Annotated in this window: 22 protein-coding genes; 16 read left to right on the plus strand and 6 right to left on the minus strand. The window is 48.7% G+C overall.

The genetic code is table 11. From position 1 onward, the window contains the following. The first annotated feature begins 32 nt into the window (after window positions 1-32). The 4 genes from KZ771_RS08830 to KZ771_RS08845 all read left to right on the plus strand — a co-directional run bounded on the left by KZ771_RS08830 (window position 33) and on the right by KZ771_RS08845 (window position 2,376). Window positions 33-590, plus strand: a complete 558-nt coding sequence (locus KZ771_RS08830) for a YqgE/AlgH family protein (RefSeq protein WP_133539878.1) — start codon at window positions 33-35, stop codon at window positions 588-590. Further along, window positions 587-1,000: a Holliday junction resolvase RuvX gene (gene ruvX, locus KZ771_RS08835; RefSeq protein ID WP_133539877.1), complete on the plus strand. Its 414-nt coding sequence runs from the start codon at window positions 587-589 to the stop codon at window positions 998-1,000. The genes KZ771_RS08830 and ruvX overlap by 4 nt, the downstream gene beginning before the upstream one ends. Before the next feature lie 87 nt (window positions 1,001-1,087). Continuing rightward, window positions 1,088-1,378, plus strand: coding sequence for a hypothetical protein (locus KZ771_RS08840; RefSeq protein ID WP_133539876.1), 291 nt, complete (start codon window positions 1,088-1,090; stop codon window positions 1,376-1,378). A 5-nt stretch (window positions 1,379-1,383) separates the two neighbouring features. Next, window positions 1,384-2,376, plus strand: coding sequence for a hypothetical protein (locus KZ771_RS08845; protein ID WP_290652992.1), 993 nt, complete (start codon window positions 1,384-1,386; stop codon window positions 2,374-2,376). Window position 2,377: 1 nt separating this feature from the next. Here KZ771_RS08845 and KZ771_RS08850 read toward each other — a convergent pair whose 3' ends face one another. Next, window positions 2,378-3,763, minus strand: coding sequence for a PhoH family protein (locus tag KZ771_RS08850; RefSeq protein WP_133539874.1), 1,386 nt, complete (start codon window positions 3,761-3,763; stop codon window positions 2,378-2,380). A 164-nt stretch (window positions 3,764-3,927) separates the two neighbouring features. Here KZ771_RS08850 and rapA point away from each other — a divergent pair, with 164 nt between their 5' ends. Genes rapA through KZ771_RS08865 form a run of 3 tightly spaced genes read left to right on the plus strand, consistent with a single transcriptional unit; the run spans window position 3,928 to window position 8,117 of the window. After that, complete coding sequence (gene rapA, locus KZ771_RS08855) at window positions 3,928-6,585, plus strand: RNA polymerase-associated protein RapA (protein ID WP_133539873.1); 2,658 nt, start codon at window positions 3,928-3,930, stop codon at window positions 6,583-6,585. Window positions 6,586-6,597: 12 nt separating this feature from the next. After that, on the plus strand, window positions 6,598-7,254 hold the full coding sequence (locus KZ771_RS08860) for an RluA family pseudouridine synthase (RefSeq protein WP_133539872.1): 657 nt from the start codon (window positions 6,598-6,600) through the stop codon (window positions 7,252-7,254). Window positions 7,255-7,301: 47 nt separating this feature from the next. After that, window positions 7,302-8,117, plus strand: a complete 816-nt coding sequence (locus KZ771_RS08865; RefSeq protein WP_133539871.1) for a DUF3530 family protein — start codon at window positions 7,302-7,304, stop codon at window positions 8,115-8,117. On the opposite strand, the gene djlA is transcribed toward KZ771_RS08865, so the two are convergent. The 3 genes from djlA to KZ771_RS08880 are packed head-to-tail and all read right to left on the minus strand — an operon-like array spanning window position 8,114 to window position 10,630. Then, complete coding sequence (djlA, locus tag KZ771_RS08870) at window positions 8,114-8,950, minus strand: co-chaperone DjlA (protein ID WP_133539870.1); 837 nt, start codon at window positions 8,948-8,950, stop codon at window positions 8,114-8,116. The genes KZ771_RS08865 and djlA overlap by 4 nt on opposite strands. Further along, on the minus strand, window positions 8,937-9,629 hold the full coding sequence (gene murU, locus KZ771_RS08875) for an N-acetylmuramate alpha-1-phosphate uridylyltransferase MurU (protein WP_290652994.1): 693 nt from the start codon (window positions 9,627-9,629) through the stop codon (window positions 8,937-8,939). The genes djlA and murU overlap by 14 nt, the downstream gene beginning before the upstream one ends. Continuing rightward, a complete protein-coding gene (locus KZ771_RS08880) occupies window positions 9,629-10,630 on the minus strand; it encodes a phosphotransferase (protein ID WP_290652996.1) in 1,002 nt (333 codons plus the stop codon). The genes murU and KZ771_RS08880 overlap by 1 nt, the downstream gene beginning before the upstream one ends. Before the next feature lie 143 nt (window positions 10,631-10,773). Between KZ771_RS08880 and lptD the strand changes: the two genes are divergently transcribed. Genes lptD through KZ771_RS08915 form a run of 7 tightly spaced genes read left to right on the plus strand, consistent with a single transcriptional unit; the run spans window position 10,774 to window position 19,388 of the window. Further along, entirely contained in the window at window positions 10,774-13,059 is a 2,286-nt protein-coding gene (gene lptD / locus KZ771_RS08885) for an LPS assembly protein LptD (protein WP_365996475.1), read from the plus strand. Window positions 13,060-13,070: 11 nt separating this feature from the next. Continuing rightward, window positions 13,071-14,369, plus strand: a complete 1,299-nt coding sequence (surA, locus tag KZ771_RS08890; RefSeq protein WP_290652998.1) for a peptidylprolyl isomerase SurA — start codon at window positions 13,071-13,073, stop codon at window positions 14,367-14,369. Between the two features lie 12 nt (window positions 14,370-14,381). Continuing rightward, window positions 14,382-15,371, plus strand: coding sequence for a 4-hydroxythreonine-4-phosphate dehydrogenase PdxA (gene pdxA, locus KZ771_RS08895; RefSeq protein ID WP_290572831.1), 990 nt, complete (start codon window positions 14,382-14,384; stop codon window positions 15,369-15,371). Then, window positions 15,364-16,176, plus strand: coding sequence for a 16S rRNA (adenine(1518)-N(6)/adenine(1519)-N(6))-dimethyltransferase RsmA (gene rsmA, locus KZ771_RS08900; protein ID WP_290572829.1), 813 nt, complete (start codon window positions 15,364-15,366; stop codon window positions 16,174-16,176). Before pdxA ends, rsmA begins: the two co-directional genes overlap by 8 nt. Then, a complete protein-coding gene (gene apaG / locus KZ771_RS08905) occupies window positions 16,169-16,546 on the plus strand; it encodes a Co2+/Mg2+ efflux protein ApaG (protein WP_290572827.1) in 378 nt (125 codons plus the stop codon). The genes rsmA and apaG overlap by 8 nt, the downstream gene beginning before the upstream one ends. Window positions 16,547-16,548: 2 nt before the next feature. After that, complete coding sequence (locus tag KZ771_RS08910; RefSeq protein WP_290572825.1) at window positions 16,549-17,361, plus strand: symmetrical bis(5'-nucleosyl)-tetraphosphatase; 813 nt, start codon at window positions 16,549-16,551, stop codon at window positions 17,359-17,361. A gap of 26 nt (window positions 17,362-17,387) precedes the next feature. Further along, a complete protein-coding gene (locus KZ771_RS08915) occupies window positions 17,388-19,388 on the plus strand; it encodes a methyl-accepting chemotaxis protein (RefSeq protein WP_290572823.1) in 2,001 nt (666 codons plus the stop codon). Between the two features lie 428 nt (window positions 19,389-19,816). Here the strand turns inward: KZ771_RS08915 and tyrS are convergent, their stop codons facing one another. Beyond that, complete coding sequence (gene tyrS / locus KZ771_RS08920) at window positions 19,817-21,019, minus strand: tyrosine--tRNA ligase (RefSeq protein WP_290572821.1); 1,203 nt, start codon at window positions 21,017-21,019, stop codon at window positions 19,817-19,819. Window positions 21,020-21,235: 216 nt separating this feature from the next. On the opposite strand from tyrS, the gene KZ771_RS08925 reads away from it, so the two are divergent. Both KZ771_RS08925 and KZ771_RS08930 read left to right on the plus strand, forming a co-directional pair. Continuing rightward, the gene (locus KZ771_RS08925) at window positions 21,236-22,552 is read left to right on the plus strand and encodes a peptidoglycan DD-metalloendopeptidase family protein (protein ID WP_290572819.1); all 1,317 of its coding nucleotides are present in this window, start codon (window positions 21,236-21,238) and stop codon (window positions 22,550-22,552) included. Beyond that, on the plus strand, window positions 22,552-23,682 hold the full coding sequence (locus tag KZ771_RS08930; protein WP_290572815.1) for an anhydro-N-acetylmuramic acid kinase: 1,131 nt from the start codon (window positions 22,552-22,554) through the stop codon (window positions 23,680-23,682). The genes KZ771_RS08925 and KZ771_RS08930 overlap by 1 nt, the downstream gene beginning before the upstream one ends. A 26-nt stretch (window positions 23,683-23,708) precedes the next feature. Here KZ771_RS08930 and pepQ read toward each other — a convergent pair whose 3' ends face one another. Then, window positions 23,709-25,028, minus strand: coding sequence for a Xaa-Pro dipeptidase (gene pepQ, locus KZ771_RS08935; RefSeq protein WP_290572812.1), 1,320 nt, complete (start codon window positions 25,026-25,028; stop codon window positions 23,709-23,711). Window positions 25,029-25,044: the final 16 nt, after the last annotated feature.

Genomic DNA, 25,044 nt, shown 5'->3' on the forward strand with positions numbered 1-25,044 from the left:
TATTTAAACTATCGAATGTTAAGGAGTCACCGATGGAAAGCTTACAGAATCACTTTTTAATTGCTACGCCAACAATGGATGACCCGTTGTTTAAGCGCAGCGTGACGTATATCTGCGAGCATAACGAGGACGGTGCGATGGGGCTGATTATTAATCAACCTGCCAATCTGAATGTCGATAGTTTGTTAGATAAGCTCGAAATTATTTATCCCGATGCAACTGCATCTCTTCAGGGCCCGGTTTATCAGGGTGGTCCTGTAGGTCAAGAGCGAGGCTTCGTCATCCATCCGCCCCAGGAAAACTGGCGCAGCAGCCTTAAGTTAAGTGATGACATCATGGTTACTACCTCGCGGGATATTTTAGAAGCACTGGGTTCATCAGCAGCGCCGTTAAAATTTCTCCTGACACTGGGATACGCAGGTTGGGAGGCCGGCCAATTGGAAAAAGAACTGGCAGAAAACGCCTGGCTTTCTATCCCTGCCGACCCCGATATTATTTTTAACACGCCGGTAAAAGACCGCTGGCAAAAAGCCACTGAAAAACTCGGTTTCGATGTCTGGCAACTTGGACCGGACGTAGGCCACGCATGACCTTGCTGGGTTTCGACTTTGGCACCAAAAGTATTGGCATCGCGGTGGGTCAAACCGTGACTGGCACGGCTTCGGTACTTACCGCAATAAAAGCCAAAGAAGGCATTCCGGACTGGACTGTTATAGAAAAACTGCTTAAGGAGTGGCAGCCACAACAGTTAGTGGTGGGATTGCCGCTGAACATGGATGGGTCAGAGCAGCCATTAACAGCCCGCGCACGTAAATTTGGCAACCGATTACACGGGCGCTTTGGTTTACCTGTAAAGTTTCAGGACGAACGACTAACCTCGACAGCGGCACGAGAGCAACTGTTCGATCGTGGCGGCTTTCGCAATTTGGACAAGGGAAAAGTCGACAGTACCGCCGCACTATTGATCGTTGAGGACTACCTAAATCAACTTAATGACTAATACGACTGGTGTCTAATTGACGTCATGTTGGTTAATCTTTAATATTTCGTTATAGTATCGCCTATAACTTTTGGAAGGAGTAACCTCGTGTTTGGTAATGAAGAACCTTACACCTTAACGGGCAATACCATCATGCTGAAAGACGAGAACAAAAAACTGTTACTCGTTACCAATGAGCGGTACAAAAATATCTTAGTAACACGCTCCGGCGTGGAGATGTCTGACTGGGGTCAGGAGCGTCGCCCCGGCGTTAAGATCGTCTCGCTACAAGAATTGTTCAAACGCGATAAGACTTACTTCTTTGTCCGTGCCGGTGGCGTAGAATATCAAATCGATTTGAAGTTTGAAGAAAGCCCCATTACCGAAATGAAGTTCTAATCACGATGCGTTTTGGCCAGTCCTGCTTAATGTTTAACGGATTGGCCACAGCGCTGTTTGTTGTTTTCTGCCTCGTTGCGGTCAGTGCCAAGGCCCAACAGCTCGTCTTTGAACGTAGCCAACTCCCTGACAGCGACGACACAAACTTTTCATATACCTGGCAACCCTCTAACAGCCAACCCAGAACGCTCCAGTTTGAAGTTAATCAGACAGAGTTCCTGGCTCCGTTTAAGCGTTTCAGAAACTACAACAAAAAGCGCGCAAACCGCGAATTATTTCAACAGCTTAATCGCTACATTCGGCAACAAAACTGGCGCGGTGTGGAAGTTAGTCTAGCACCACGAGAGCAACAATTAAGCATTAACGTTCGCGAAGCTCGCGATAGCCAACAGCAACAGCGCTATCGACAACAAGCAGAACGCCTTCGCCAATATTACCGACAGCGTTGGCAAGATTACTTACAAAGCAATTACTACCGCCACCTAACCCTGCCCTCGGGGGAACAAGGTATTATTCCTGATGCCGTCGCTATCGCACGCCAACAAGAGCCGCTGTTTAATCCACTGGTTAATGCTATTGGCGAGACTTTAAGAGACAACAGTCGGCGCGGCTATACCGACTTTATCGCACAGTTTATACAGGCCATTCCTTACAATGCGCTCGACGATGGTATCCATAACCGCGGCGATGGCTTTCTTCCTCCCAACCAAGTGATTTTTTACAATCAGGGCGACTGTGATAGCAAAGCCAGTTTAATGTCATCGTTGCTGCGACCTATTATTCCGTCGGCAAAAATGGCCATCGTCTACTTGCCCGGCCATGCACTGTTCGCCATCGCAATGGCACCACAGCCTGATGACAGTATTATCACTGTTGAGGGAACGAAAATGGTATTAGTTGAAGTGGCAGGGCCAGCACAGATGCCGGCCGGCCAAATTGCATCGCAAAGTCAGTTTTATATCGACAACGGTCAGTACCGCACTGCTGCGATAAACTAACTTATAAATGTTCCTCGGCGAATTTTGCCAAAGCACTCCTGACAACACCATTGAGGTTAATCGTGGCACTACCGGGGTAGTCTTTAAATCGCTCCACGATGTAGGTTAAACCAGAGGTAACGGCAGTTAAGTAATAGCTATCGATCTGCGCTAAATTACCGGACACCACTAGCTTGGTATTTTCACCACAACGGGTAATCAGAGTTTTAAGTTGAGATGCGGTCAGGTTCTGCGCTTCATCCAGAATTACCACCGCATTCTGGATGCTGCGCCCGCGCATAAAGTTGAGCGATTTAAACTGAATATTAGCCTTTTTCATGATGTAATTCAGGCTGGAGTCCATACTTTCGTCATGGCGGTGCAATACTTCCAGCGAGTCAGTAATCGCGGACAGCCAGGGCGCCATTTTTTCCTCTTCAGTACCCGGCAGGAAACCAATCGATTCTGCTATTTCAGGGGTGTTTCGCGTTACGATAATCTTCTCGTATATCCCTTGCTCCACCACCATCTCTAACGCGGCCGATAAGGCTAACAAGGTTTTACCTGAACCCGCCGGACCGGTTAATACCACCATATCCATATGCGTATCAAGCAACGCATGCAGCGCCATCGCCTGATAAATATTTTTAGGTCTTACGCCCCATGCATTATAAGCCATCATGCGGTCGTAACCCAGATCCTGCAGCGTCACACTGACGTCGTCGTAGCTATCGACTCGGCTGGCAAAGGTGTGCGTGTCATCAACAATGTACTCGTTATGAAAGACCTGCGGCAACACACTCCGTGACACCGTGTGATAGGCATCACGCCCCTCCTGTTGGGTAGAAACATCCTTTACCTGCGCCCAAAAATCACCTTCAAATTCGTAAAAGCCCTTGGTTAGCAAACGAATATCGTCAATCAGCTGATCGGTACGATAATCTTCGACATAGCGCATGCCTGCACCCTTTGCTTTTAGGCGCATATTGATGTCTTTCGTGACCAGGATCACGTCCGCGGGCGACTGAGTGCGCTGAATTTCGAGTGCGGCCTGAATAATGCGATGGTCATTTTCTTTTAGCGACAGCACCGATTCATTTTGCTCCAGTTGATAATCCGGAAAAATAGCCAGGGTGCCATTGGCCTGATGATCACCGTGTACTCGAGTTAAGGGCACTCCGGCTATTATTTGTTCCGGGCTTGCCTCTTTTAAAACCTCCTCTAATGAACGAATAGCGACTCGAGCTTCGCGGCTAACGTCTTTGTGGCGGTCTTTGATATTGTCGAGTTCTTCCAGCACGACCATAGGAATAATCACGTTATGTTCGTCGAAGTTTAAAAATGCGAGCGGATCATGCAAAAGGATGTTGGTATCGAGGACAAACGACTTAAGAGTGTTATCAGGCATGGATTTTGGGCTCATCACGTCACCTTGTTAGCGTCAGTTATTATCGTTATCGTTTTTTTACAGCTTAGACTAAATTTGATGACAGCGTGATGACATGATTGTTTTTTTAGCGCGTGGCCTTTACCATTTGCGACCTTCTAACGGGTCAGCAGTAAGGATGAAGAGTGAGCGATTATAGTCTGGGACAACGGTGGTTAAGCGAAACAGAAACAAACCTGGGATTGGGCATCATTACACAAATTGATGGTCGCCAGATAACCGTGATGTTCCCCAGCAATGGTGAAAGCCGCATCTATGCGAGTAATGACGCGCCTCTGGCCCGACTGCAGTTAAGCGAAGGCCAGCAAGCACACCATGCTGAGGACTGGTCCTTCACTATCACTGAAGTCAAAGAGCAGGGCGGCCTGCTAATTTATTTTGGCGAGCGTCTGGACGATGGTAGCGAGGTAATGGTACCCGAGTCCCAACTGTCTCATCATATAGCTATAAACCCGGCGTTGACACGCTTAGTCGCGGGTAACGCCGATCGCCACGATTTGTATTTACTGCGTAACCAGGCCAGTGAATATTACGCCAAATGGCAGCAAAGTGAGGTTGCCGGTCTGTTTGGCGCACGTGTCGGGCTGTTGCCACATCAACTTTATGTAGCCCATACCGTCGCCGAACGTTATCACCCACGGGTACTTCTTGCTGACGAAGTTGGCTTGGGTAAAACCATTGAGGCCGGCATGATTATGCAACGGCGGTTGCTAACGGGTCGCGATCAACGCGTACTAGTGGTGGTTCCGGAGTCATTAAGAAATCAATGGCTGGTAGAAATGCGCCGCCGCTTCGCGCTGACTTTTAGTGTGTTTGATGATGAGCGCTGTGAACAGCTTCAGGATGAGCACGACAATCCTTTTTTTGCTGAGCAGCTTATTATCGTCAGCACTGACTTTGTTATTCAGCAACGTTGGCAAGAGGCCTTGCTCAGTGCCGAATTTGACCTGCTCGTTGTTGACGAAGCGCATCATATGCAACCAGAAACTCAAGGTTATGAACAACTTCAGCGCTTATCTGAAACCATCAATGATGTATTATTACTAACTGCCACCCCTGAGCAAGAAGGTAGTGAAGGCCACTTCCATCGTCTACGGCTACTAGACCCCAACCGCTTTGATTCGCTGGAATCCTTTACCGAGCAGCAACGTCACTATCAACAGCTGGCCAGCGAAGCTGAAAAATTATCAGGCGACCAACTGGATCGATTGTTAGATCGTCATAGTACCGGCCGGGTCATGTTCCGAAATCGTCGCAAACACGTTGGCGGTTTTCCAACCCGACATCTGCATGTTCATCAACTGCCCGCTTACACACCGGAAAGCGGCGAGCCGTGGTGGTTGGAAGATCCCCGAGTGAGTTGGCTATTAGAATTCTTAAAAAGCCAAAAACCTAAAAAGACACTGCTGATCTGTCACCATGCTGATGACGTGCTCGATTTATCAGAAGCGTTGCGGGTATTGGCCGGTATTCATGCTGCAGTTTTTCATGAAGGTATGTCGTTGTTGGAACGCGACCGCGCCGCAGAATTCTTTGCCTCAGCCGAAGACGGAAGCCCGATATTGCTTTGCTCTGAGATCGGCAGTGAGGGGCGCAACTTCCAGTTTGTCCAGGATCTGGTTTTATTCGATCTGCCTGCAAATCCCGACTTACTTGAGCAGCGCATCGGCCGTTTGGATCGCATCGGTCAAAAAGACGATATTCACATTCACGTGCCTTATCTGGAGGAATCAGACGAGGCCTTATTGTTACCTTGGTATCACCAGGGAATGAATGCGTTTGAGCAGTGCAACCCAGTTGGTCGACAGGTTTACGACGAGTTTAAAGAGCAATTATCGAAAGCGATGACGACCGCGGCGGAGCTGCCTGACGAGTTATTGCAGCAAACGAAACAGCGTCATCAACAACTTACCGCCGATGCAGAAGCCGGCCGGGACAAGTTACAGGAATTGAATGCCTGTCGCCCCGCTATTGCGCAACAACTGATTACCAGCATAGAACAGCAAGCAGATCCCGACAGCCTGTACGACTTTATGGAAGCATTCTGGGATCGTTTTGGCGTAACCACCGAAGTGCTTGATGAACATCGGTTATTTGTTCGTCCCAGCGAGCACATGCGGGTGCCGGCAATTCCCGGGTTGCGGGAAGACGGCATGACCATTACGGTTGATCGTGATACCGCACTAAACTACGAGGACATCGAATTCCTTAGCTGGGACCACCCCCACGTGCAGGCGGCTATCGAGCTACTAACAACAGAAGATTTTGGTAGTGTCTGTGTAGCCAAGCTACAGAACGCCGCCTTGCCTGCGGGTGCTTGGTTTGTAGAGCTTGACTATGTCAGCGAAGTTACGGCCCCACGTAAATTAGGGGTGCAGGAATATTACCCCCAACAACGGCTACGTATTTTATTGGATAGCCAGGGCCGAAATCTTACCGACAAAGTGCCTCGCGATGCGCTAACCCAACAGGCTACTTTTATCGACAAGAAAACAGCCCGCCAAATTGTAAAACAATTACGCGATACGGCGCAGGGCTTTATTCAGCAGCAACAACCGCATGCAGATGCATGGCGCAACCAGCGTATCACCGAAGCCAGTGAAGAAGCGCGTCAGCAATTGGCCGGGCAAAAACAACGGTTAATCGAACTACAACAGCACAATCCGGCCGTGCGCCAGGACGAAATTGATGCTATAGAGCAGCGCAGTAACGCGTTACTCGAGGTCATGCAGCAAGCCAGTCTGTCGTTATTTTCTATCCGTATTTTGTTCAATCAGCCTTAATGGACGACTATTTTGGCGCTGCTTAACTATGATCCTCCGCAGACTCCCTATCTGCGGATTCTTTATCGTGACGAGCAGCTACTGGTCATTGATAAACCCAGCGGGCTGCTTAGTGTTCCGGGTCGCGCCCCGGAACATAATGATTCGGTCTACAGTCGTGTGGTACGCGTACTCCCCGAAGCAAAGCTCGTACACAGACTCGATATGGCGACGTCGGGTATCATGTTGTTTGCTATTGGTAAGCCGGCACAAAGTCATTTAAGCCGCCAATTTCAACAACGCACTACGCACAAGGTCTACCATGCTCTGGTACAGGGTAAACTACCTGCAAAACGCGGGTTTATTGATCTACCGCTAGCTTGTGACTGGCCCAATCGCCCTCGTCAGCAAATTGACTATGTTAACGGGCGCGCCAGTCAAACAGGCTATCGAGTTATTGAGCACAAGGACGATTGTTCGCGTGTTGAACTAACTCCTGTCACCGGTCGTTCACATCAGTTACGCGTTCATATGCAAGCGCTGGCAACACCCATTCTGGGCGATAAATTTTATGCTTGCCCCCAGGCATTTGCTCTCGCATCCCGTCTGTTACTGCACGCACATGAGCTTCGAGTAGCACACCCGCAAACTGAGCAATTGATTCGGTTTATCAGCCCGACGCCGTTTTAACCAACAACATCGCTCAAGTCCCATCGTTTAGTGCCGATAATTAAGGCATGAAAATACCGCTTATAATTACCTTCGTTGCAGTTGCTCTCGTTAGTCTGACCGGTCACGCTAACGACGATTTGCAGCGCTATTTACCGCCCGACCAAGTGCGTTGGCTAAACGCTGATGCTGGTTCGGGCAACGATGCTGATAGCAACACCCGCTACCTGGCACTTTACAAAGAGCCGATGGCCAGTTTCCCACGCGGACAAATTGTCAGCCTGCCCGATTGGCACCTGCACCCATTGCAATCAAACCTTATTCAGGGTGTCTACGCTGATAGCCCCGATTTGGGCTGGCACAGCTGGGCTTTAGTGCCGCCGGTGTTAACGATTGAACGATCGCAATTAGCCACTACGCAAGCTAATTCAGTATTTCCTGAGGTTGTTGACGAGGCGTTTTTTGAGCCGCACCGCGAGGCGCTCAAGCAGCGTGTTCAGCGCCTGACAAGAGAGTTTGATAATGAACCGGGCTTTACCGTATGGGTAGTAGAGGGAATAACTGCCGCTATAGCCGTCAAGCTCATTTCAGCTGAACCAGAGTTGATGCCTGACGCACTGGTGGTGATCGACTTATATTTGCCACAACTGCAACTGAATCAGGCCGTATCCCGTCAGCTGGCCCAACTGCAATTACCGGTGCTTGATATTATCAGTAATAGTGGCAATCGCTGGATTAAAAACGCACAACCGTTACGTCGCCAGTACAGCCAAAAATATCAGCAAGTAAACTATCGGCAACGACAGTTATTAAGTAACTCCACGCTTGCTACCGCCGAACTACGCAGTACACTCAAAGGCTGGTTGAAATATCACGGATTTTAGCGCATCCCGCGTTTCTGCTTGATTGTATCGTAAGCAGCCTGTATATCCTGTGCCCGCGCCTGTGCTTCTTTCATCACCTCTTCTGGTAATCCTTTAGACGCCAATTTATCCGGGTGATGACGTGCCATTAACTTGCGATAAGCCTTTTTGATTTCAGCATCAGACTGGCTCTCTTTAACCCCCAGTATTTCGTATGCATCCTTTATGTCATCAGCACTTGCTGTCTTAGCACGACCACCACTGTGGCCTTGTTGCTGATGGCGTTGATGAAAACGAAAAGCGGCTTTTTGCATCATCAGCCACTGGTCTATTTGAAAACGGGTAAAACCAAGTGTTTTACCAACGGTCACTAACACGTCATGTTCTGCTTTATCCAACACGCCGTCATTCAGTGCCAGTGCCATGAGTTGCTCCATAAACAGCTGCAACACGTCGCGGTTGCCGTAAAACGCCTGCTTAAAGTCTTTTACCACCTGCTGCAAAGGAAAGGTAGCTTCTTTGCCTTCTCGAAATGCTTGCTGTGCTTCAACGCGCGCGTCATCACTTAAACGTAAACGCTCCATCAGCGCGCTCGCTTGCGCAATATCCTGAGCTGTCACCCGTCCTTTTGCTTTGGCGACGTGGCCCATTACCGCAAATAGCGTATAAAGAAAATTTGCGTCTTCGGCGGCTTTATCCGCACCAAACATAAACTGACCAAAACCGCCCTTGCGAGTGAAGTCTTGCGCCATACCGCGATCAAACCAGTGACCGATTACGGCACCAATAATAGCTCCGGGCAATCGTAAAAACAGATAGCCGGCTAATGCACCGATGACTTTACCCCAAATCATTTGCACCTCTTAATTTACTGTCTAATGCGGCCAGTCGTTGTGGCGTGCCAATATCAAACCAGTCACAATCTGTTAATAACGTGGCGGCCAAACTATCCGTTGCTATCGCTTGCTCAAACAGCGGCCGCAAGGCTAGCTTTTCCGCCGGCAGGCCACTAAACCATTGTGGCCTGAATAAGCCAATGCCGGCATAGGTGTAACTGCCATTGTCTGCCGACTTTGCCCGCAACCGTCCGTTTTCTATACCGAAGTCACCTGCTTTATTATGCGCTGGGTTATCCACCAGTATCAGGTGTGCCATATCATCGCGGCCTAAATGGCGCGGCAGCCGGTTAAAATCAATGGTAGTCCAAACGTCACCATTGATAATCCAAAATGGTTCACTACCCAGCGTCGGCAAAGCCTTAATAATGCCTCCCGCGGTTTCTAACCCACCCTCAGGCTCCGGAGAATAGGTAATCGACACCCCCCACTGACTGCCATCACCCAACATGCGCTCGATTTTTTCACCCAACCACGCATGATTGATAACCACATCAGTGACACCCGCGGCTGCAAGCTTTTCTAAATGGTACGCAATCAAGGGTTTATCGTTGACCGATAATAACGGCTTGGGTAGTTCATCCGTCAATGGACGCATACGTTCTCCGCGTCCGGCTGCCAGCACCATAGCCTTCACTACTTAAGCTCCCACTGCTTAATGACACGCTCTGATAACCACTGGGTATAATCAGATAGCTCCGCGTAGCGGCTGGCAACCGATTTTAGATAACCCAGCGTACGCGGGACATCCTGCAGATAACCAGGCTTGTCATCTCGATGCGCTAAGCGAGCAAAAATACCGGCTGCTTTGGTGTGACGCTGAAGCCCCATATAATCAAACCATGTTTGCCACTGTTGCTCGTCAATACTGGCTGCCAACAAGTCTTGTGCTATTAATTCCTCGCGCAGATTCAACGACAACTCGTCAATCATTGCTGGCGGCCATTCGATATAACAATCACGCAGTAGCGAAACTGCATCGTAGGTTATCGGACCCTTCACGGCATCCTGAAAATCAATAATACCCAGTTCGTCATCAGCCAGAACCATGATATTGCGCGAATGATAGTCGCGATGAACGCCAACTTGAGGCTGGTTCAGCGCATTGTCGATCATAGTGTCACTAAAAGCTGACCAAACGGCTTCATCGTCGGCGTTCCAGGACAGCGATAAATGAGTCTTTAACAACCACTCTTTAAATAGTTCAAGTTCACGCTTGAGCAATGCGTGATCATATAATGGCAGTTGCCCTGTTTGAGTCGTTGTTACCTGCATAATACGCGGCAGGATCTGCAGTGCTTGTTGGTAATACTGGCGGGCATTGCGCGGATGAAGTTTAGATAGCAATAAAATTTGCCCGAAGTCAGCTTGCAGCATAAACCCGTGCTGCTGGTCCACAGCCAATACCGAGGGGACTTTCACGCCCGCTTGCTGATAGGCGTCTGCCACCGCGATAAAAGGCGTCATATCCTCTTTATCCGGCGGGCAATCCACCGCAATTAGACTCTGCCGACCATCGGTAGCACGAAAGTATCGTCGAAAACTTGCATCGCCAGAAACAACCTCCAGGGCGGGTTGTGCGGTACCAGTTTGAGCCTCACACCAAGCTTTAAGGCTACGTTGTCGTTTATCTTCCAAGCACTCCCCCTTATGTCACGCGAGTGTCCACCTTATATGCATAATCTGCGTTTGCGCAAATGGCGGAATCTAAAAAATTGCTATATCATAGCACCCGAACAAGACAAATATTAAAGCCTTACAATAATTAAACGGATCCACCTTTGCCTGTTTGCAATAAATTCTCGTCTATCGCTGCGCTTAGTTTTTGCTTGCTACCATCGGCCTTTGTCACAGAAGTTGCCGCGCAAGAGCCTGCACCGCTATGTCCTCCAACAACGGCAGCTTTTGACTTTAAAGCAATACAGTCAGCAGAACCACTAGCACAAGACGTCATTAAAGTATCGGCAAACGATGCGGAAATTTTTGATAACGAACGCGCGAACTTTGGCGGTGACGTTATTATTCGCCGCAATAATCAATGGCTGTTTACCGAGAGTGCGCAAATCAATCAACAACAGAACGTGATTGATGCAACAGGTGGTGTTCGCTTCACTGACGGCTATATCAACGTCTATGGTGAATCCTTCAATTTTGATGGCGGTACCGAAGTCGCAAAATTACGGCAGACCCAGTATGAGATGTCGACCACCAATGCACGGGGTCAGGCAGAGCAATTAGAGATATCTCCCCAACACGTTAATTTGTTAGGTTCCAGCTTTACCACGTGCCCGGCAGATAACCCAGCCTGGCAGCTTACTGCAGAAAGAATTGAGATTGATGAAGAAAGTGATTTTGGCCGTGCCTGGGGGGCGAAGCTCGAACTTTTTGACGTCCCTGTATTTTATCTGCCTTATTTTACTTTTCCTGTTACCGAGAATCGTAAGTCGGGCTTTTTATACCCCACCATTGACTCGTCATCACTAAACGGTGTTGAGCTGGAAGCACCATACTATTTTAATATCGCACCCAACATGGACGCGACCGTTGCACCAGTGCTCATGAGTGAGCGGGGTGTGATGTTAAAAACTGAGTATAGATATTTGTTTGCCGATCACGCCGGGCAGGTTAACGTTAATTATCTACCCAGTGATGATGCTCGCGTTGATAATGCCGATCGGTATTTATGGCATGTGAATCATAACGCGCGCTTTAATGAACATTGGAGCGCCTATCTGGATGTCACCCAGATAAGCGACGATAACTACCTGAATGACTTTGGTAGTGAGTTTGCCGGGCGTGCCGACACTCATTTATATAGAGTTGCACAGCTGGATTATGTGGAGCGTAACTGGCACCTGCGAATGCGCACTGAAGATTACGAACTGTTGGGTCAGTTTCGCAGCCCCTACCGAACGTTGCCCCAACTCAGCCTGAATTATCAAAGTAATCAGTTAGAGGGCCTGAGCCTGGACTGGTACAACGAACTGACCTATTTCCAGAATCAAGTTCGCACGCGCAATTATGCGACGCGAATTCACTCTGCTCCGTCTCTGAATTACTGGTTCGAAGAACCCGCCTTTGATGCTGAAGCGGAAGTCAGTTACCTGGTAACTCATTATCGTCAACAAAATGATAACCCGGCTTTGGAGGATGAAGTCACTCGTGCTCTCCCTCGTGCCCGGCTTAGAGGACGCCTAAATTTAGAGCGCTATTTTAGTCAGGATGGTAATGAGTACCGCCAGACATTGGAGCCTCAGATTCAATACCTTTTTGTACCATACGAAAACCAACAAAATATCGGCATCTACGATACCACGCTGATGCAGGATGACTACAACGGCCTGTTCCGGGCACAGCGTTTTTCGGGACTGGACCGAATTGCAGAAGCTAACCAAGTTACCTATGGCGTCAGTAGTAGCTTGTTTGATCAGAATGAACGTGAGCGCCTGCGCCTGAGCCTGGGCCAAATTTATTATTTTGATGACAGCCGAACACAACTCTTAGATAGCCAGTCTCAGGTTACCTCCAGTAACTCTGAATGGGTCGGTGATATTAACTGGGCTATAGATTCTAGCTGGAGCCTGCGTAGCTCAATACAGTACGATACGGAACTTAACCGTACGCGTAAGAGTCAGACCGCTTTAGAGTATCGGCTCGATAATAAAAATTTGGTGCAAATAAACCATCGCAAAGCAACTAACATTCTTAATTCTGACATTGAGCAGATGGGAACCCAGGCAGTCTGGCAGCTGAGTAATCAGTGGCAGGTTGCTGCTAATGTGTATTACGACCTGAGTAATGATCGCGTCAATGACGCTATACTCGGGGTACAATACAGTAGTTGTTGTTGGGCGCTACGTGTGTCAGCATACCGCCGCATAAATCGCGATTTAGAATCCGCAAGCTCAGCATTTGCTATGCAGGCGGCAGGCAACCCGGCACAATTTGATAACGGCGTCAGTTTGCAATTTATCATCAGCGGGCTTTCGTCCGATAGCAATAGCTTAATTGATATGCTCGAAAAGAGTATTTATGGTTATCGTCGGCCTTTTTATCTTAGTAACTAGTGGTAGGTATAATGAAATATTTGTTGACTCTCGTCTTGGCGATATCAAGCGTAGCGCTTAGCGTTATCACCACGGCGCCAGCCCACGCACAGCAGACGCTTGACCGTGTGGCAGTCATCGTCGATGAAGGTGTTATCTTACAAAGCCAAATTGACCAGATGATCCAGCAAGTCAAAAGTGGCAATAATTTTGAAGATGCAAATGCACCCACTGAGCAAGTATTAGAAACCCAAGTAACCGAGCGGCTGATTTTGCAGGAACTCCAATTGCAGATGGCCGAGCGTATGGGTGTAGAAATTGGTGAATCTCAACTTGAACAAGCAATTACCCGTGTCGCGCAAGAACGAGAATTAAGCGTTGATCAATTACGTGCACAAGTCACTGGCGATGGTATTAGCTGGCCAACGTTTCGTGAGCAAATTCGCAATGAACTTATTACCTCACAGGTAGAACGTGCAGCGGTTCAGCGTCGGGTTAGCATAACGCCGCAGGAAATTAACAACCTGGTCGAGTTAATCGAGTCAAATAGCGAGACGCGCACTGAATATCGCTTAAGCCAAATATTGATTGCCAGTCCATCAGATGCGTCACAACAAGAACAAGAAACAGCCAAACGACGTGCTGAAGCAGTTTTAGAGTTACTGGAAGAAGGCCAGGACTTTGCCGACTTAGCCATTCGCTCGTCATCAGGCAGTAACGCCCTTGATGGCGGTGATTTAGGCTGGATGACAGAAAACACCATGCCAACGCTGTTCGCGGACGTTGTTCAAGGTAAAGAAGTTGGCGAAGTTGTAGGACCTTTGCGCAGCGGTGTAGGCTTCCACATCCTTAAAGTCGCAGATAAACGTGGCGAACAAAAAGTCGAAGTTCAGGAAGTTAAAGCTCGCCATATACTTATCAAGCCGTCAGTCATTTTGTCGGACAAGCGCGCCAAAGAAATGTTAACTAAATTTCGTGAACAAGTGCAGCAAGGCGAAAAGACCTTTGCAGAGCTAGCCCGGGAAAATTCAGCCGACCCCGGTTCAGCCTCTCGCGGTGGCGATTTAGGCTGGTCTCGGCCAGACCGCTATGCGCCAGAGTTTAAGCAAATGGTAGAGACTATTGAACAGGGCATAATTAGTGAGCCGTTCCAAACCCAGTTTGGCTGGCACATCGTCGAAGTCACTGATCGCCGTACCCTGGATGCAACCGAAGAAAGCAAACAGGACCGTGCCTATCAGATGATTTTTGCACGTAAATATCGCGAGGAACTGGATAACTGGCAACAGGAAATCCGTGACCGCGCCTATGTCCGTAGAGTGGTTCAGTAGACGCGTGAATAGATGTTACCCGTTATAGTATTCACGCCCGGCGAGCCCGCCGGCATAGGTCCTGACCTAGCCATCATGATATCGCAGCAGGCATGGCCTGCTGCGATTGTCGTTTGTGCGGATAAAAACTTGTTACAAGCCCGTGCCGAGCAGCTAGAACTGCCCATCACTATCCAGGAATATAAAGGGCATAGGCCAACAACTCCTAGTCCGGCTGGCACGATCTTGGTTGAGCACATTCCGATGGCAGTAGCGGCGGTTGCGGGCCAACTGAATGTAGCCAATGGGCAATATGTGGTAGAAACGCTAACCCGGGCAAGCCAGGGCAATCTGAGTGGCGAATTTGATGCGGTGGTAACAGGCCCGGTACATAAAGGTATCATTAACGATGCCGGCATCGCTTTTTCAGGCCACACAGAGTTTTTCGCTAATCAGGCTAACCGCAATGATGTAGTGATGATGCTAGCGACCGAAGGCCTTCGTGTAGCGCTGGTAACGACACATATTCCGCTAGCTTATGTGACCAAAGCGATAACACCAGAACGACTAACGCAGATTATAACCATTCTGCATCATGACCTGGTCAATAAGTTTGCTGAAGTTAACCCCAAAATTCTTGTCTGTGGCCTAAACCCACATGCGGGTGAAAACGGTCATCTGGGGCGTGAAGAAATTGAAGTTATCGAGCCGGTACTCGAGCAGCTACGTGAACAAGGCATTAACTTGATTGGGCCATTACCGGCTGACACCTTATTTCAGCCCAAATATCTGGACGATGCTGCAGCTGTCGTTGCTATGTATCACGACCAGGGACTACCTGTACTAAAATACAAAGGCTTCGGCAACGCCGTTAATATTACCCTTGGACTACCCTTTATTCGAACCTCGGTGGATCATGGCACGGCACTGGACATGGCTGGCTCCGGCGATATTAATTCCGGCAGTTGTCTATTAGCAATCAATACCGCTATCGATATGGTAAGAGCATCACACAATGAGTAAAACGCACCTGGGTCATCGTGCCCGTAAGCGCTTCGGTCAGAATTTTTTGCATGACCAGAACATCATCGAACAAATCGTCGATGTGATTAATCCACAACATGGCGAAAACCTTGTAGAAATTGGCCCGGGATTAGCCGCATTAACCGAGCCCGTAGCGGACCGCACTGATCACCTTAACGTTATTGAGATTGACCGCGATCTGGCAGACAGACTTGAGTCGCATCCTTTTTTGCGGGAAAAACTAACCGTGACGCGTGGCGACGCGATGAAAATTGACTTTAACGAGTTTGTAAACCCGGAACAGCCAATGCGGGTATTCGGCAACCTGCCATACAATATTTCTACGCCACTAATTTTTCACTTGTTGCAATATACTGACCGCATCAAAGACATGCACTTTATGCTGCAAAAAGAAGTCGTCGACCGCCTGGCCGCCGAACCCGGTTCTAAAACCTATGGGCGTATCAGCGTTGCCGTGCAGCAAGCCTGCCGCGTCACTGCGGTTGTTAATGTTCCCCCGGGAGCCTTTAATCCTCCGCCTAAGGTGGAATCAGCTGTAGTACGACTTGAGCCTTACAGCGAAAGCCCAACGCCTGTCAAAGACAGGCAACAACTGCATGCTCTTTGTCTGCAAGCATTCAATCAGCGCAGGAAAACGATTCGCAATAACCTAAAAGGTTTATTAAACGAAACGCAACTTAATCAGTTAGGTATTGATCCGGGCGCTCGACCCGAAACGCTGAGTGTGGCAGATTATTGTGCTATGGCTAACTATTTAACCGATCAGAAAAATCCCCATGAGTGAAACCAACAAAGTTGACATTACAGTCACTACACAATACCTGGCCGCACAATCGGTTCCGGAAAATGGGCAGTATGTTTTTTCCTACACCATTATTATCGCCAATAATGCCAATAGCAGTGTGCAACTGTTGAGTCGAGAGTGGCGCATTGTTGACGCCGATAATAAAGTAACTCGCGTTGCGGGCGAAGGCGTTGTCGGACAAAAGCCATTGATCAAGCCTGAAGAATCCTTCAGTTACACCAGCGGTACCGTATTAGCCACACCAATAGGAACCATGCAGGGTCATTATTTGATGGTCGATGCCGATGGCTGCCATTTTAAGGTAGAAATTCCATCGTTTAGGTTGGCAATTCCAAATATTATCCACTAATCATGAGTTTATACGTCGTTGGCGACATTCAAGGCTGTTACCGCGAGCTGATGCAACTGCTCGATAAAGTAGGTTTTTCATTCTCAAACGATCAGCTTTGGTGTGTCGGCGATATCGTCGCGCGGGGTCCTGACTCGCTTGAGGCGTTAAGGTTTTTCGCTGACGCGCCTACTGGCTCAGTGCGCTCCGTGTTGGGTAATCATGATTTAAATCTTATTGGTGTATTACTTGGCCAGCGCAAGATTAACCCGAAAGACAAGCTTGATGCAGTTGTCGCTTCCAGGCGTAAGCTGGATTGGATTGACTGGCTACGCCACCAGCCGTTATGCCACTCTAACCGGGAACATAACCTGTTTATTAGCCATGCCGGTCTTTATCCCTGGTGGACCGACGTGGAAGCCTGCACGCATGCAACTGAGGTAGAACAAATCCTTAAAAGTGAGGACTTCAGTACATTTATCAAGGCAATGTTTGGTAACGAGCCGCAGAAATGGGACTCAAGTCTTAGCGGCTTTGACCGATACCGTTTTATAGTTAATGCATTTACAAGAATGCGCTATTGCTCGATTAACGGAGAATTGGATTTTTCTGTAAAAACGCATCCTAACGACGTTAACAATAACGACTTACGACCGTGGTTCGATTTTTTCCGGGGTAATCATCGTGTGGCTTTCGGTCACTGGGCTGCGTTAATGGGTGAAACATCGCACCCAAGGACGATCGGATTGGACACTGGATGTGTTTGGGGTAATCATATGACGTTATGGGACGTCGACAACGATAGCTATTATCGGCAGTCAGCCATACGTCAATAGAACTTATACTGTGCTGAGAGGTTTTCATGAAATTAACAGTAGCCATGCGTGTCATCGGCGGATTTGCCATCATAACCCTGCTGTTGCTGGTTATCAGCCTAAGTTCAATCTTTAACGTCAATAGTATTGGCTCATCTGTCGACCGCTTAAATCAAAAAGCGGTGCCCGCATTAGAGAGTGTTGCCAGTGTTCAGGTCGACGTACTCAAATTAGGCGCACTGCAAACAGAAACCTATCATGACGAAAACCTCCAGTTAGTCGAAACCCACACACAGGAATTAGAGTCCACTCGCCAGGGTTTTCAAGCCTCATTGACTAACCTTCGCGATTTAATTCGTGGCGAAGGTTATGGTGAGATGATTAAACGTATGGATAGCCAAGCCGAGAGCTACATCGGTTTGGTCGAACAACTGTTTTCGCAACAAAGTCGTTATTTAGAACTCGGCAATACTGCCCAGGCACAACTTGACGAGCTCGCCTTTGCCGTTGACGACGCCTCGATTATGCTGCTTGATGCGTCGGATATGACGCAGAGTGACGAAGTGGCTGAAATAGCAGGAACTATCGAGAAATCGCTCGCGTCCTTAATCACGCTGATGTATGACCTAAGCAATGCCGACGATATTGATACCGCAAAAATTATTCGCAGCGAAATCGATATTAATGTTGATGCGCTTAAACCAAGATTAGACGACCTGGATAACGTCGCAACCGGTGCATCTGAGCAAATTGTTGACGACGCTATTGGTATGGTTCGTTCAGCTATCAAAGGACTTCAGGGCGCAGGTTCATATCCCGACAACATTGTCGCACAAAAGCAAACCCGGCTCGATGAGGCTCAGACGCTACAACAGTCAGAGCAGCAACTAGAGGGCTTGTTAGCACTGGCAGAGGAGCTACGCCAAGCGGTACGCGGTATCGCAGACGAAACTCAGTCCTCGGTTGCGACATCAATCAGTAGCTCAAGCTGGATTAACGGTATTATTACTCTGGTTTCGATTGCGTTGGCCGTATTTATTTCATGGTATACCGTACGCAGCATCAGTGTGCCTCTGAGCAAAGTGAATCATATGCTCAACATTATGGCTGACGGTAACCTGACGGAGCGTGTTGAGTACCAGGCTGAAGACGAATTCGGCACATTAGCGTCAAATACCAATAAGTTAACCGATAACCTGCGTCAATTGATTGAAGGCATAGCCAATCGTGCCACGCAGTTAGCGACCGCCGCAGAAGAAAGCTCCAGCGTCTCGGATGAAACTACCGGGGCGATCGAAGAGCAGCGCCGTCAAATAGAACAAGTTGCCACTGCCACTCAGGAAATGAATAATACCGCCAGCGAAATGGCACAGGGTGCAGACAAGGCATTAGGCGAAATTCAGCATTCAGACGACGAAGCCAAGCGAGTGCGCCAAATTTCCGAGCAAAACCGCGGCACGATCGAGCAATTAGCAAACGAGATCCAGGGCGCGTCAGAAGTTATCCATCAATTGTCCGAGAACAGCAAAAATATCGGCGGTATTCTGGATGTTATTCGTGGCATCGCCGATCAGACCAACTTGCTGGCCCTGAATGCGGCGATTGAGGCTGCCCGTGCCGGTGAACAAGGCCGCGGCTTTGCCGTAGTCGCTGACGAGGTGCGCACGCTGGCCAGCCGCACACAAGAGTCGACGGAAGAAATTCAGCAAATGATTGAAAGCTTACAAACCGACTCAACGCGGGCGGTAGAAGTCATGGAACGCGGCCGCGAGCAAGCTGAACGCAGCGTTAAGCAAACTGACGAAGCCGCCAGTGCCCTGCAATCGATCACCGACTCGGTGCATCAAGCCGCCGACAGCAGTAACCATATTGCCACCGCAGCACAAGAACAAAGCCGCACCGCACATGACATCAGTGAGCGCTTAGAAGCCATTGTTTCCATCGCCGAGCAAACCGCCTCCGGCTCAAAACAAACAGCACAAGCCTCCAACGAAGTCGCCAAACTCGCCGACGAACTGCAAGACTCCATCAAGAGCTTCACCGTCTAGCGTCGCTAGGGACTGGGCTACCAGTCCCTTTTGCTTATCACTCACACTGCGCCCCGTGTCAGGGGGACGCTGCAAGAGCGGTTGTTTGAAGATGGCGGGGGATTGACACTTCTGTTCCAAGAGACGCCCGCAAGTACGTCCCTGTAGGGCTTGACTGGCGCCATCCATGGCGCCAGACACTCTTGGAACAGAAGCTGATCAATCCCCTTATCGCCACCTCCAAACGACCGCTCTTGCGCCACTTAGCAGCCAAACCCTATCGCGTTTGATTACAGCGTTGCTCTCAACCAGGGGGTGTTGGAGGCCATGGATGGCCGGAAACAAGCGTACAGGGATGTACTTGCAGCGTCCCCCTGGTTGATGGGCAACGCTGTGATTAAAGAGCGATAGGGTTTGGCTGTAGCCTTGCGAAACGCGAGGCTTTGGTGTTATTTAAAGACGATTTTGGCAAAGCGGCGTTTGCCGACTTGGTAGACGCCACTGTGCTCGGTGGTGCAGATTAACTTGGTGTCATCGACTTTTTCGCCGTCGCGTTTTACCGCTGATTGTTTGATCATGCGCATGGCATCAGAGGTTGATTTGACCAAATCGGCGGCTTTTAGTGCATTGGCGATGGCTATGCCATCGGGGCCGGCTTCGACTTCGACTTCCGGGATATCGTCGGGAATCGCGTTCTTCTGAAAGCGCTGGACAAAGTCTTGCTCTGCTTTCTCTGCCGCTTCCTTAGAGTGAAAACGCTCGATGATTTCTTTTGCCAATAATACTTTGATGTCGCGTGGGTTTTTACCGTTAGCAACGTCTGCTTTGAACTGTTCAATTTCGGCAAGCGGACGAAAACTCAGTAATTGGAAGTAACGCCACATCAATTCATCCGAAATTGACATCACTTTACCAAACATATCATTGGCTGATTCGGTGATTCCAATGTAATTGTTCAGCGACTTCGACATTTTCTGGACGCCATCCAGACCTTCCAGCAAAGGTACCATTATCACCGTTTGTGGCCGCTGCCCCTCTTCCTTTTGCAGTTCACGCCCCATTAGCAGATTAAAACGCTGATCGGTGCCACCGAGTTCGACATCTGCTTTTAATTCGACTGAGTCCCAGCCTTGTACCAACGGATATAAAAACTCATGGATGGCAATGGACTGATTAGCTTTGTAACGCTTTTTAAAGTCGTCTCGCTCTAACATCCTTGCTACCGTTTGCCTCGCTGACAATTTTATCATGTCGGCAGCGCCCATCTTATTCATCCACTCCGAGTTAAAACGAATTTCGGTTTTTTGCGGGTCGAGAATTTTAAAAACTTGCTCTTTGTAGGTTTCGGCGTTAGCAATAACTTCTTCGCGAGTCAGCGGCTTACGAGTAACATTTTTACCGGTTGGGTCGCCGATCATGCCGGTAAAGTCGCCGATAAGAAATATCACTTTATGGCCATAATCCTGAAAAATGCGCAGCTTATTGATCAGCACGGTATGACCGAGGTGAAGATCGGGAGCGGTCGGGTCAAAGCCGGCTTTGATAATCAGGGGTTTATCTTGCGCGAGTTTTTCTGCTAACTCGCTCTCGATCAATACTTCCTCGACGCCACGGGTTATTTCCGCCAGCGCCTCTTTAATCTGAGCTGCCATTTAAGTGATTCTCCTGCGCAAAAGGGTCTAGAAAGTGTAAAAGTCATAGTTTACGCCATAAAACGGCTAGTTTTAAGCACTCTAAAACTGGTATTCTGATTTTTTTCGTATTATCCTCACAAATAGCATGGACGTGCTCAAAAATAATACAACAAGGTGAGCGATTGTCGTGTCGCGACAAAACATCCATAAATTAAGGTAAGAAGTGCGCTAACTATGACGTCAAAAGTTGTATCCCAAATTAAGCAGCTGCTGAATGAGCTGCCTCACTCTCATCGTGTCTTAATTAGTGCGGTGAGCGCAACGCTGTTTTTGTTATTGGTTATTCCTTCTGAACCAGCTACCGCGTCCAAAAATTCTAAGTCGCCTGAGCAGCTCATGCCGGGTAAACGCTATGAGCTTGATTTGGCGTTTGAAACTCAGCAAACCAACCAGCAGGCGTCGCAAAACCAATTGGCTTGGCAAAGTTACGAAATTAAATCAGGCGACAACCTGGCAAAAATCTTCGATAAATTGGGCTTTTCAGCACAACAGCTTTATCGGGTTACACAGTCAGGCGATGAAGCGCAATTACTTAAAAAAGTGCACCCTGGCGACATCCTGAGGTTAGCGACCGACGATACCGGTGAACTAGTGCAACTCGTTTTTGAAGTTAACGACATAGACACCCTGATTATTACCCGACAATCCGGTGACTTTATCGCTGAAGTCGAAAAGCGAGAAATTGAAACCCGCCGTGAATTTACCCACGCAGTGATTAAGTCCAGTTTTTGGAACGCCGGTATTAATGCAGGCATGACAGACAATCAAATCATGCGCGTGGCCAATATTTTTGGCTGGGATATCGACTTCGCACTTGACCTGCGTAGTGGCGACGAGTTCAGTGTTCTTTATGAAATGCAGTACGCGGACGGCGAATTTGTCGGTTATGGCGATATTTTGGCAGCCGAATTTATTAATCGCGGTGAGAAGTTCCAGGCTATTTTGCATAATAATGGCAATTATTACACGCCTAACGGGCGCGCTATGCGCAAAACGTTCCTGAGATCACCGGTAAAGTTTACCTATGTTAGCTCTAACTTTAATCCGAAGCGTCTGCACCCGGTAACCGGTCGTGTTCGTCCTCATAATGGCACCGACTATGTGGCTTCGGTTGGTACTCCGGTGATGTCAGCGGGCGACGGTAAAGTAATAAAAGCCAGCTATAATTCGCTTAACGGAAACTACGTTTTTATTCAGCATGGTGAGCGCTATGTCACCAAATATTTACACCTGAGTCGCAAGCACGTAAAGACCGGCGAACGAGTCCGTCAGGGCCAGCTGATTGGTCGCGTTGGCGCGACTGGCCGTGTTACCGGTGCGCATCTGCATTACGAGTTCCTTGTTAATGGCACTCATCGTAACCCCAGAACAGTCGAGCTACCTAAGGCACAATCACTGGCAGAAGCAGAGCTTCCGGCATTTCGCCAGCAGGCCGATCAATTGGTTGCGGTATTAGAAGATAACAAACGCGTAGCACTCGCGATGCGCTAATGGCGGAATACTACATTGGCATTATGTCAGGTACCAGCGTCGACGCAGTCGACGCGGTCCTCTGCCAAATAAATAGCGCCGGTGAAACCGAGCACCTAAGTTCTCACAGCGAACCTTTCTCAGCCCCGTTAAGCGCACGACTACACCAGGCAATGTCGCCGAGCATTAGTGACTTATTGGCATTTAAACAGCTCGAGCATGACTATTCTGAGCTCGTTGTAACTGCGGTTAATAACTTATTAGCGCTATCCAACAAAACAGCTAAGCAGATTAAAACTATAGGCTGTCACGGCCAGACACTATGGCATCATCCGCCAAGTATTGCATCAGCTGATGGCAGCGCCGCATTTACTCTGCAGTTGTTAAACCCTGCTCTCATTGCGGTAAAAACCGGGATTGACGTAGTTTCTGACTTTCGTCAGAAAGATATCGTGGCGGGAGGCGAAGGTGCGCCCCTGGTTCCGGCATTTCATCATCATGTATTTGCCCGTCAGTGTCCTGCCCGCACTGCCATACTGAATTTAGGCGGAATTGCCAACATCACCTACCTCGGCAGCGACAAAACCAGCGTCATCGGTTTTGATACCGGTCCGGCCAATACGCTACTCGACTTGGCGTATCGACTGCACTATGGTTCGCCCGGATATGATAAAAATGGACATACGGCGAGTCAGGGTCTTGTGCAGGAAGCACTGCTACAGCGATTACTCCAGGACCCTTACTTTACAAAGCTACCGCCTAAAAGTACCGGACGGGAATATTTTAGCGAAACGTGGCTAAATAAAAAGTTGAACAGCTCTATTAAGGGTAAAGACTTGCTACGCACGTTATTAGAACTAACTGTCGACTCGATCGTCCAGTCGTTAACGTTGCTGCCTCACTCGCCCTCTTTGATAGTCGCATGCGGTGGCGGTGTGCACAACCAATTACTCATGCGCCAACTAAGTACCAAACTCGCACCGACAAATCTAACTACTACTGCAGATTACGGCATAGACCCGCAGGCCGTTGAGGCAATTGCATTCGCATGGCTGGCTTGGTGCTATGACAAGCGCCAGCCGGGCAACCTGAGCGCCGTCACCGGCGCTCAACGCCACGTTGTTCTGGGTAGTAAAACCTACGCTAACTGAAAAACGTATAGCTGTAACTCTTTATCCTATTCTCCACCCAGCGCTTTAAACGCATTACGGGTTAAATTTTCATTGTCACCGTTTGCGCCGACGACAATACTGTCTTCGATGCGCACACCGCCGTATGGCCGTAATTTATCAACCATTGTCCAGTTAATATCTTTGCTGTCGGCAAACTCTTCCAACAACTGATCGACAACATATAAGCCCGGCTCTATGGTAAACACCTGTCCAACTTCAATGTCACGTAGCAGTCGTAAGAACGGATGACGTTCGCTACGCTCATAACTGTTACCTTTATCATCTTGCAGGAAGCCGCCAACATCATGCACTTGCAAGCCAATAAAATGACCCAGTCCGTGTGGCATAAATGCCGATGTTATACCTTTATCATAAGCTTCTTGTGCGCTGATATTAATAAAATCAAACTGTTCGAGAATAGCCGCAACTTTTAAGTGCATCGACACATGCAGGTCATAGTAATTAATACCCGGCTTAATTTCGCTAAGTAGCTCTTGCTGCGCAGTATCCATAGCGTTTACCAGATCAGCGTAAAAACCGGCTTCGCTGGCATAACTACGGGTGATATCAGCGCAATAACCTTTGTACAAAGAGCCTGCATCAATTAAAAATGACAAACGCTGTTTCGGCGGCGTAACGTCGTAAACATCGTAATGAAGAATGGCTGAGTGGTCGTTAAGCGCGACAATGCTATTGTAGGGAACCTGGCTTTCACGAAAGTTCATCGCGGCCAAATAGTCACTGTGAATCTCTAGCTCACTTTTACCGCCCAAAAATGCCTCTTTTGCTGCCAGATGACCTTTAGCAGCAAGCAGATTTGCCTGGCGTAAATTTTCTACTTCCCAATCCGTTTTAACCGCTCGGTGAAAGTGCAGGTGGTCGATTAACGCCTGTGGGTTGCGTGCTTTCACATTCCAATCAGCGACGGGCTGCGCAAAGTCTTCCCCTAGAAACGCGCTCGCGGCCAACGCATCCCCCAAGTCGTCAGTCAACTGGCTTAAATCATCGATGATTTTTAGTTCAACATGTTGCTGCCAATCTTCCTCAGCAATTTGTGCCTGGGAGTGCCAGAAGTCTCGCGCTTGAAATAAGTAAACCGTTGGCTTACCAGAGCCCTTGCGGTAAAAAATAGCGCTTTTGGGGCTTTCTAAAACCGGAATCCAATACTTGAATAGAGGGTTAACTTTGAAGGTGCCGGGGTTATCGTCGAGAAATGCAACACGCGGCTGGCCCGCGTATATTAATGTCGATTCGTAACCTGTGTCCGCCAATGCTTGGTCGAAACGCTCAGTAACTGTTTTTATATGCTGTGCATACGAGCTCATAAAACACCCTCAAGCT

The sequence above is a fragment of the Idiomarina sp. genome (assembly GCF_019431395.1).
GTDB lineage: Bacteria > Pseudomonadota > Gammaproteobacteria > Enterobacterales > Alteromonadaceae > Idiomarina.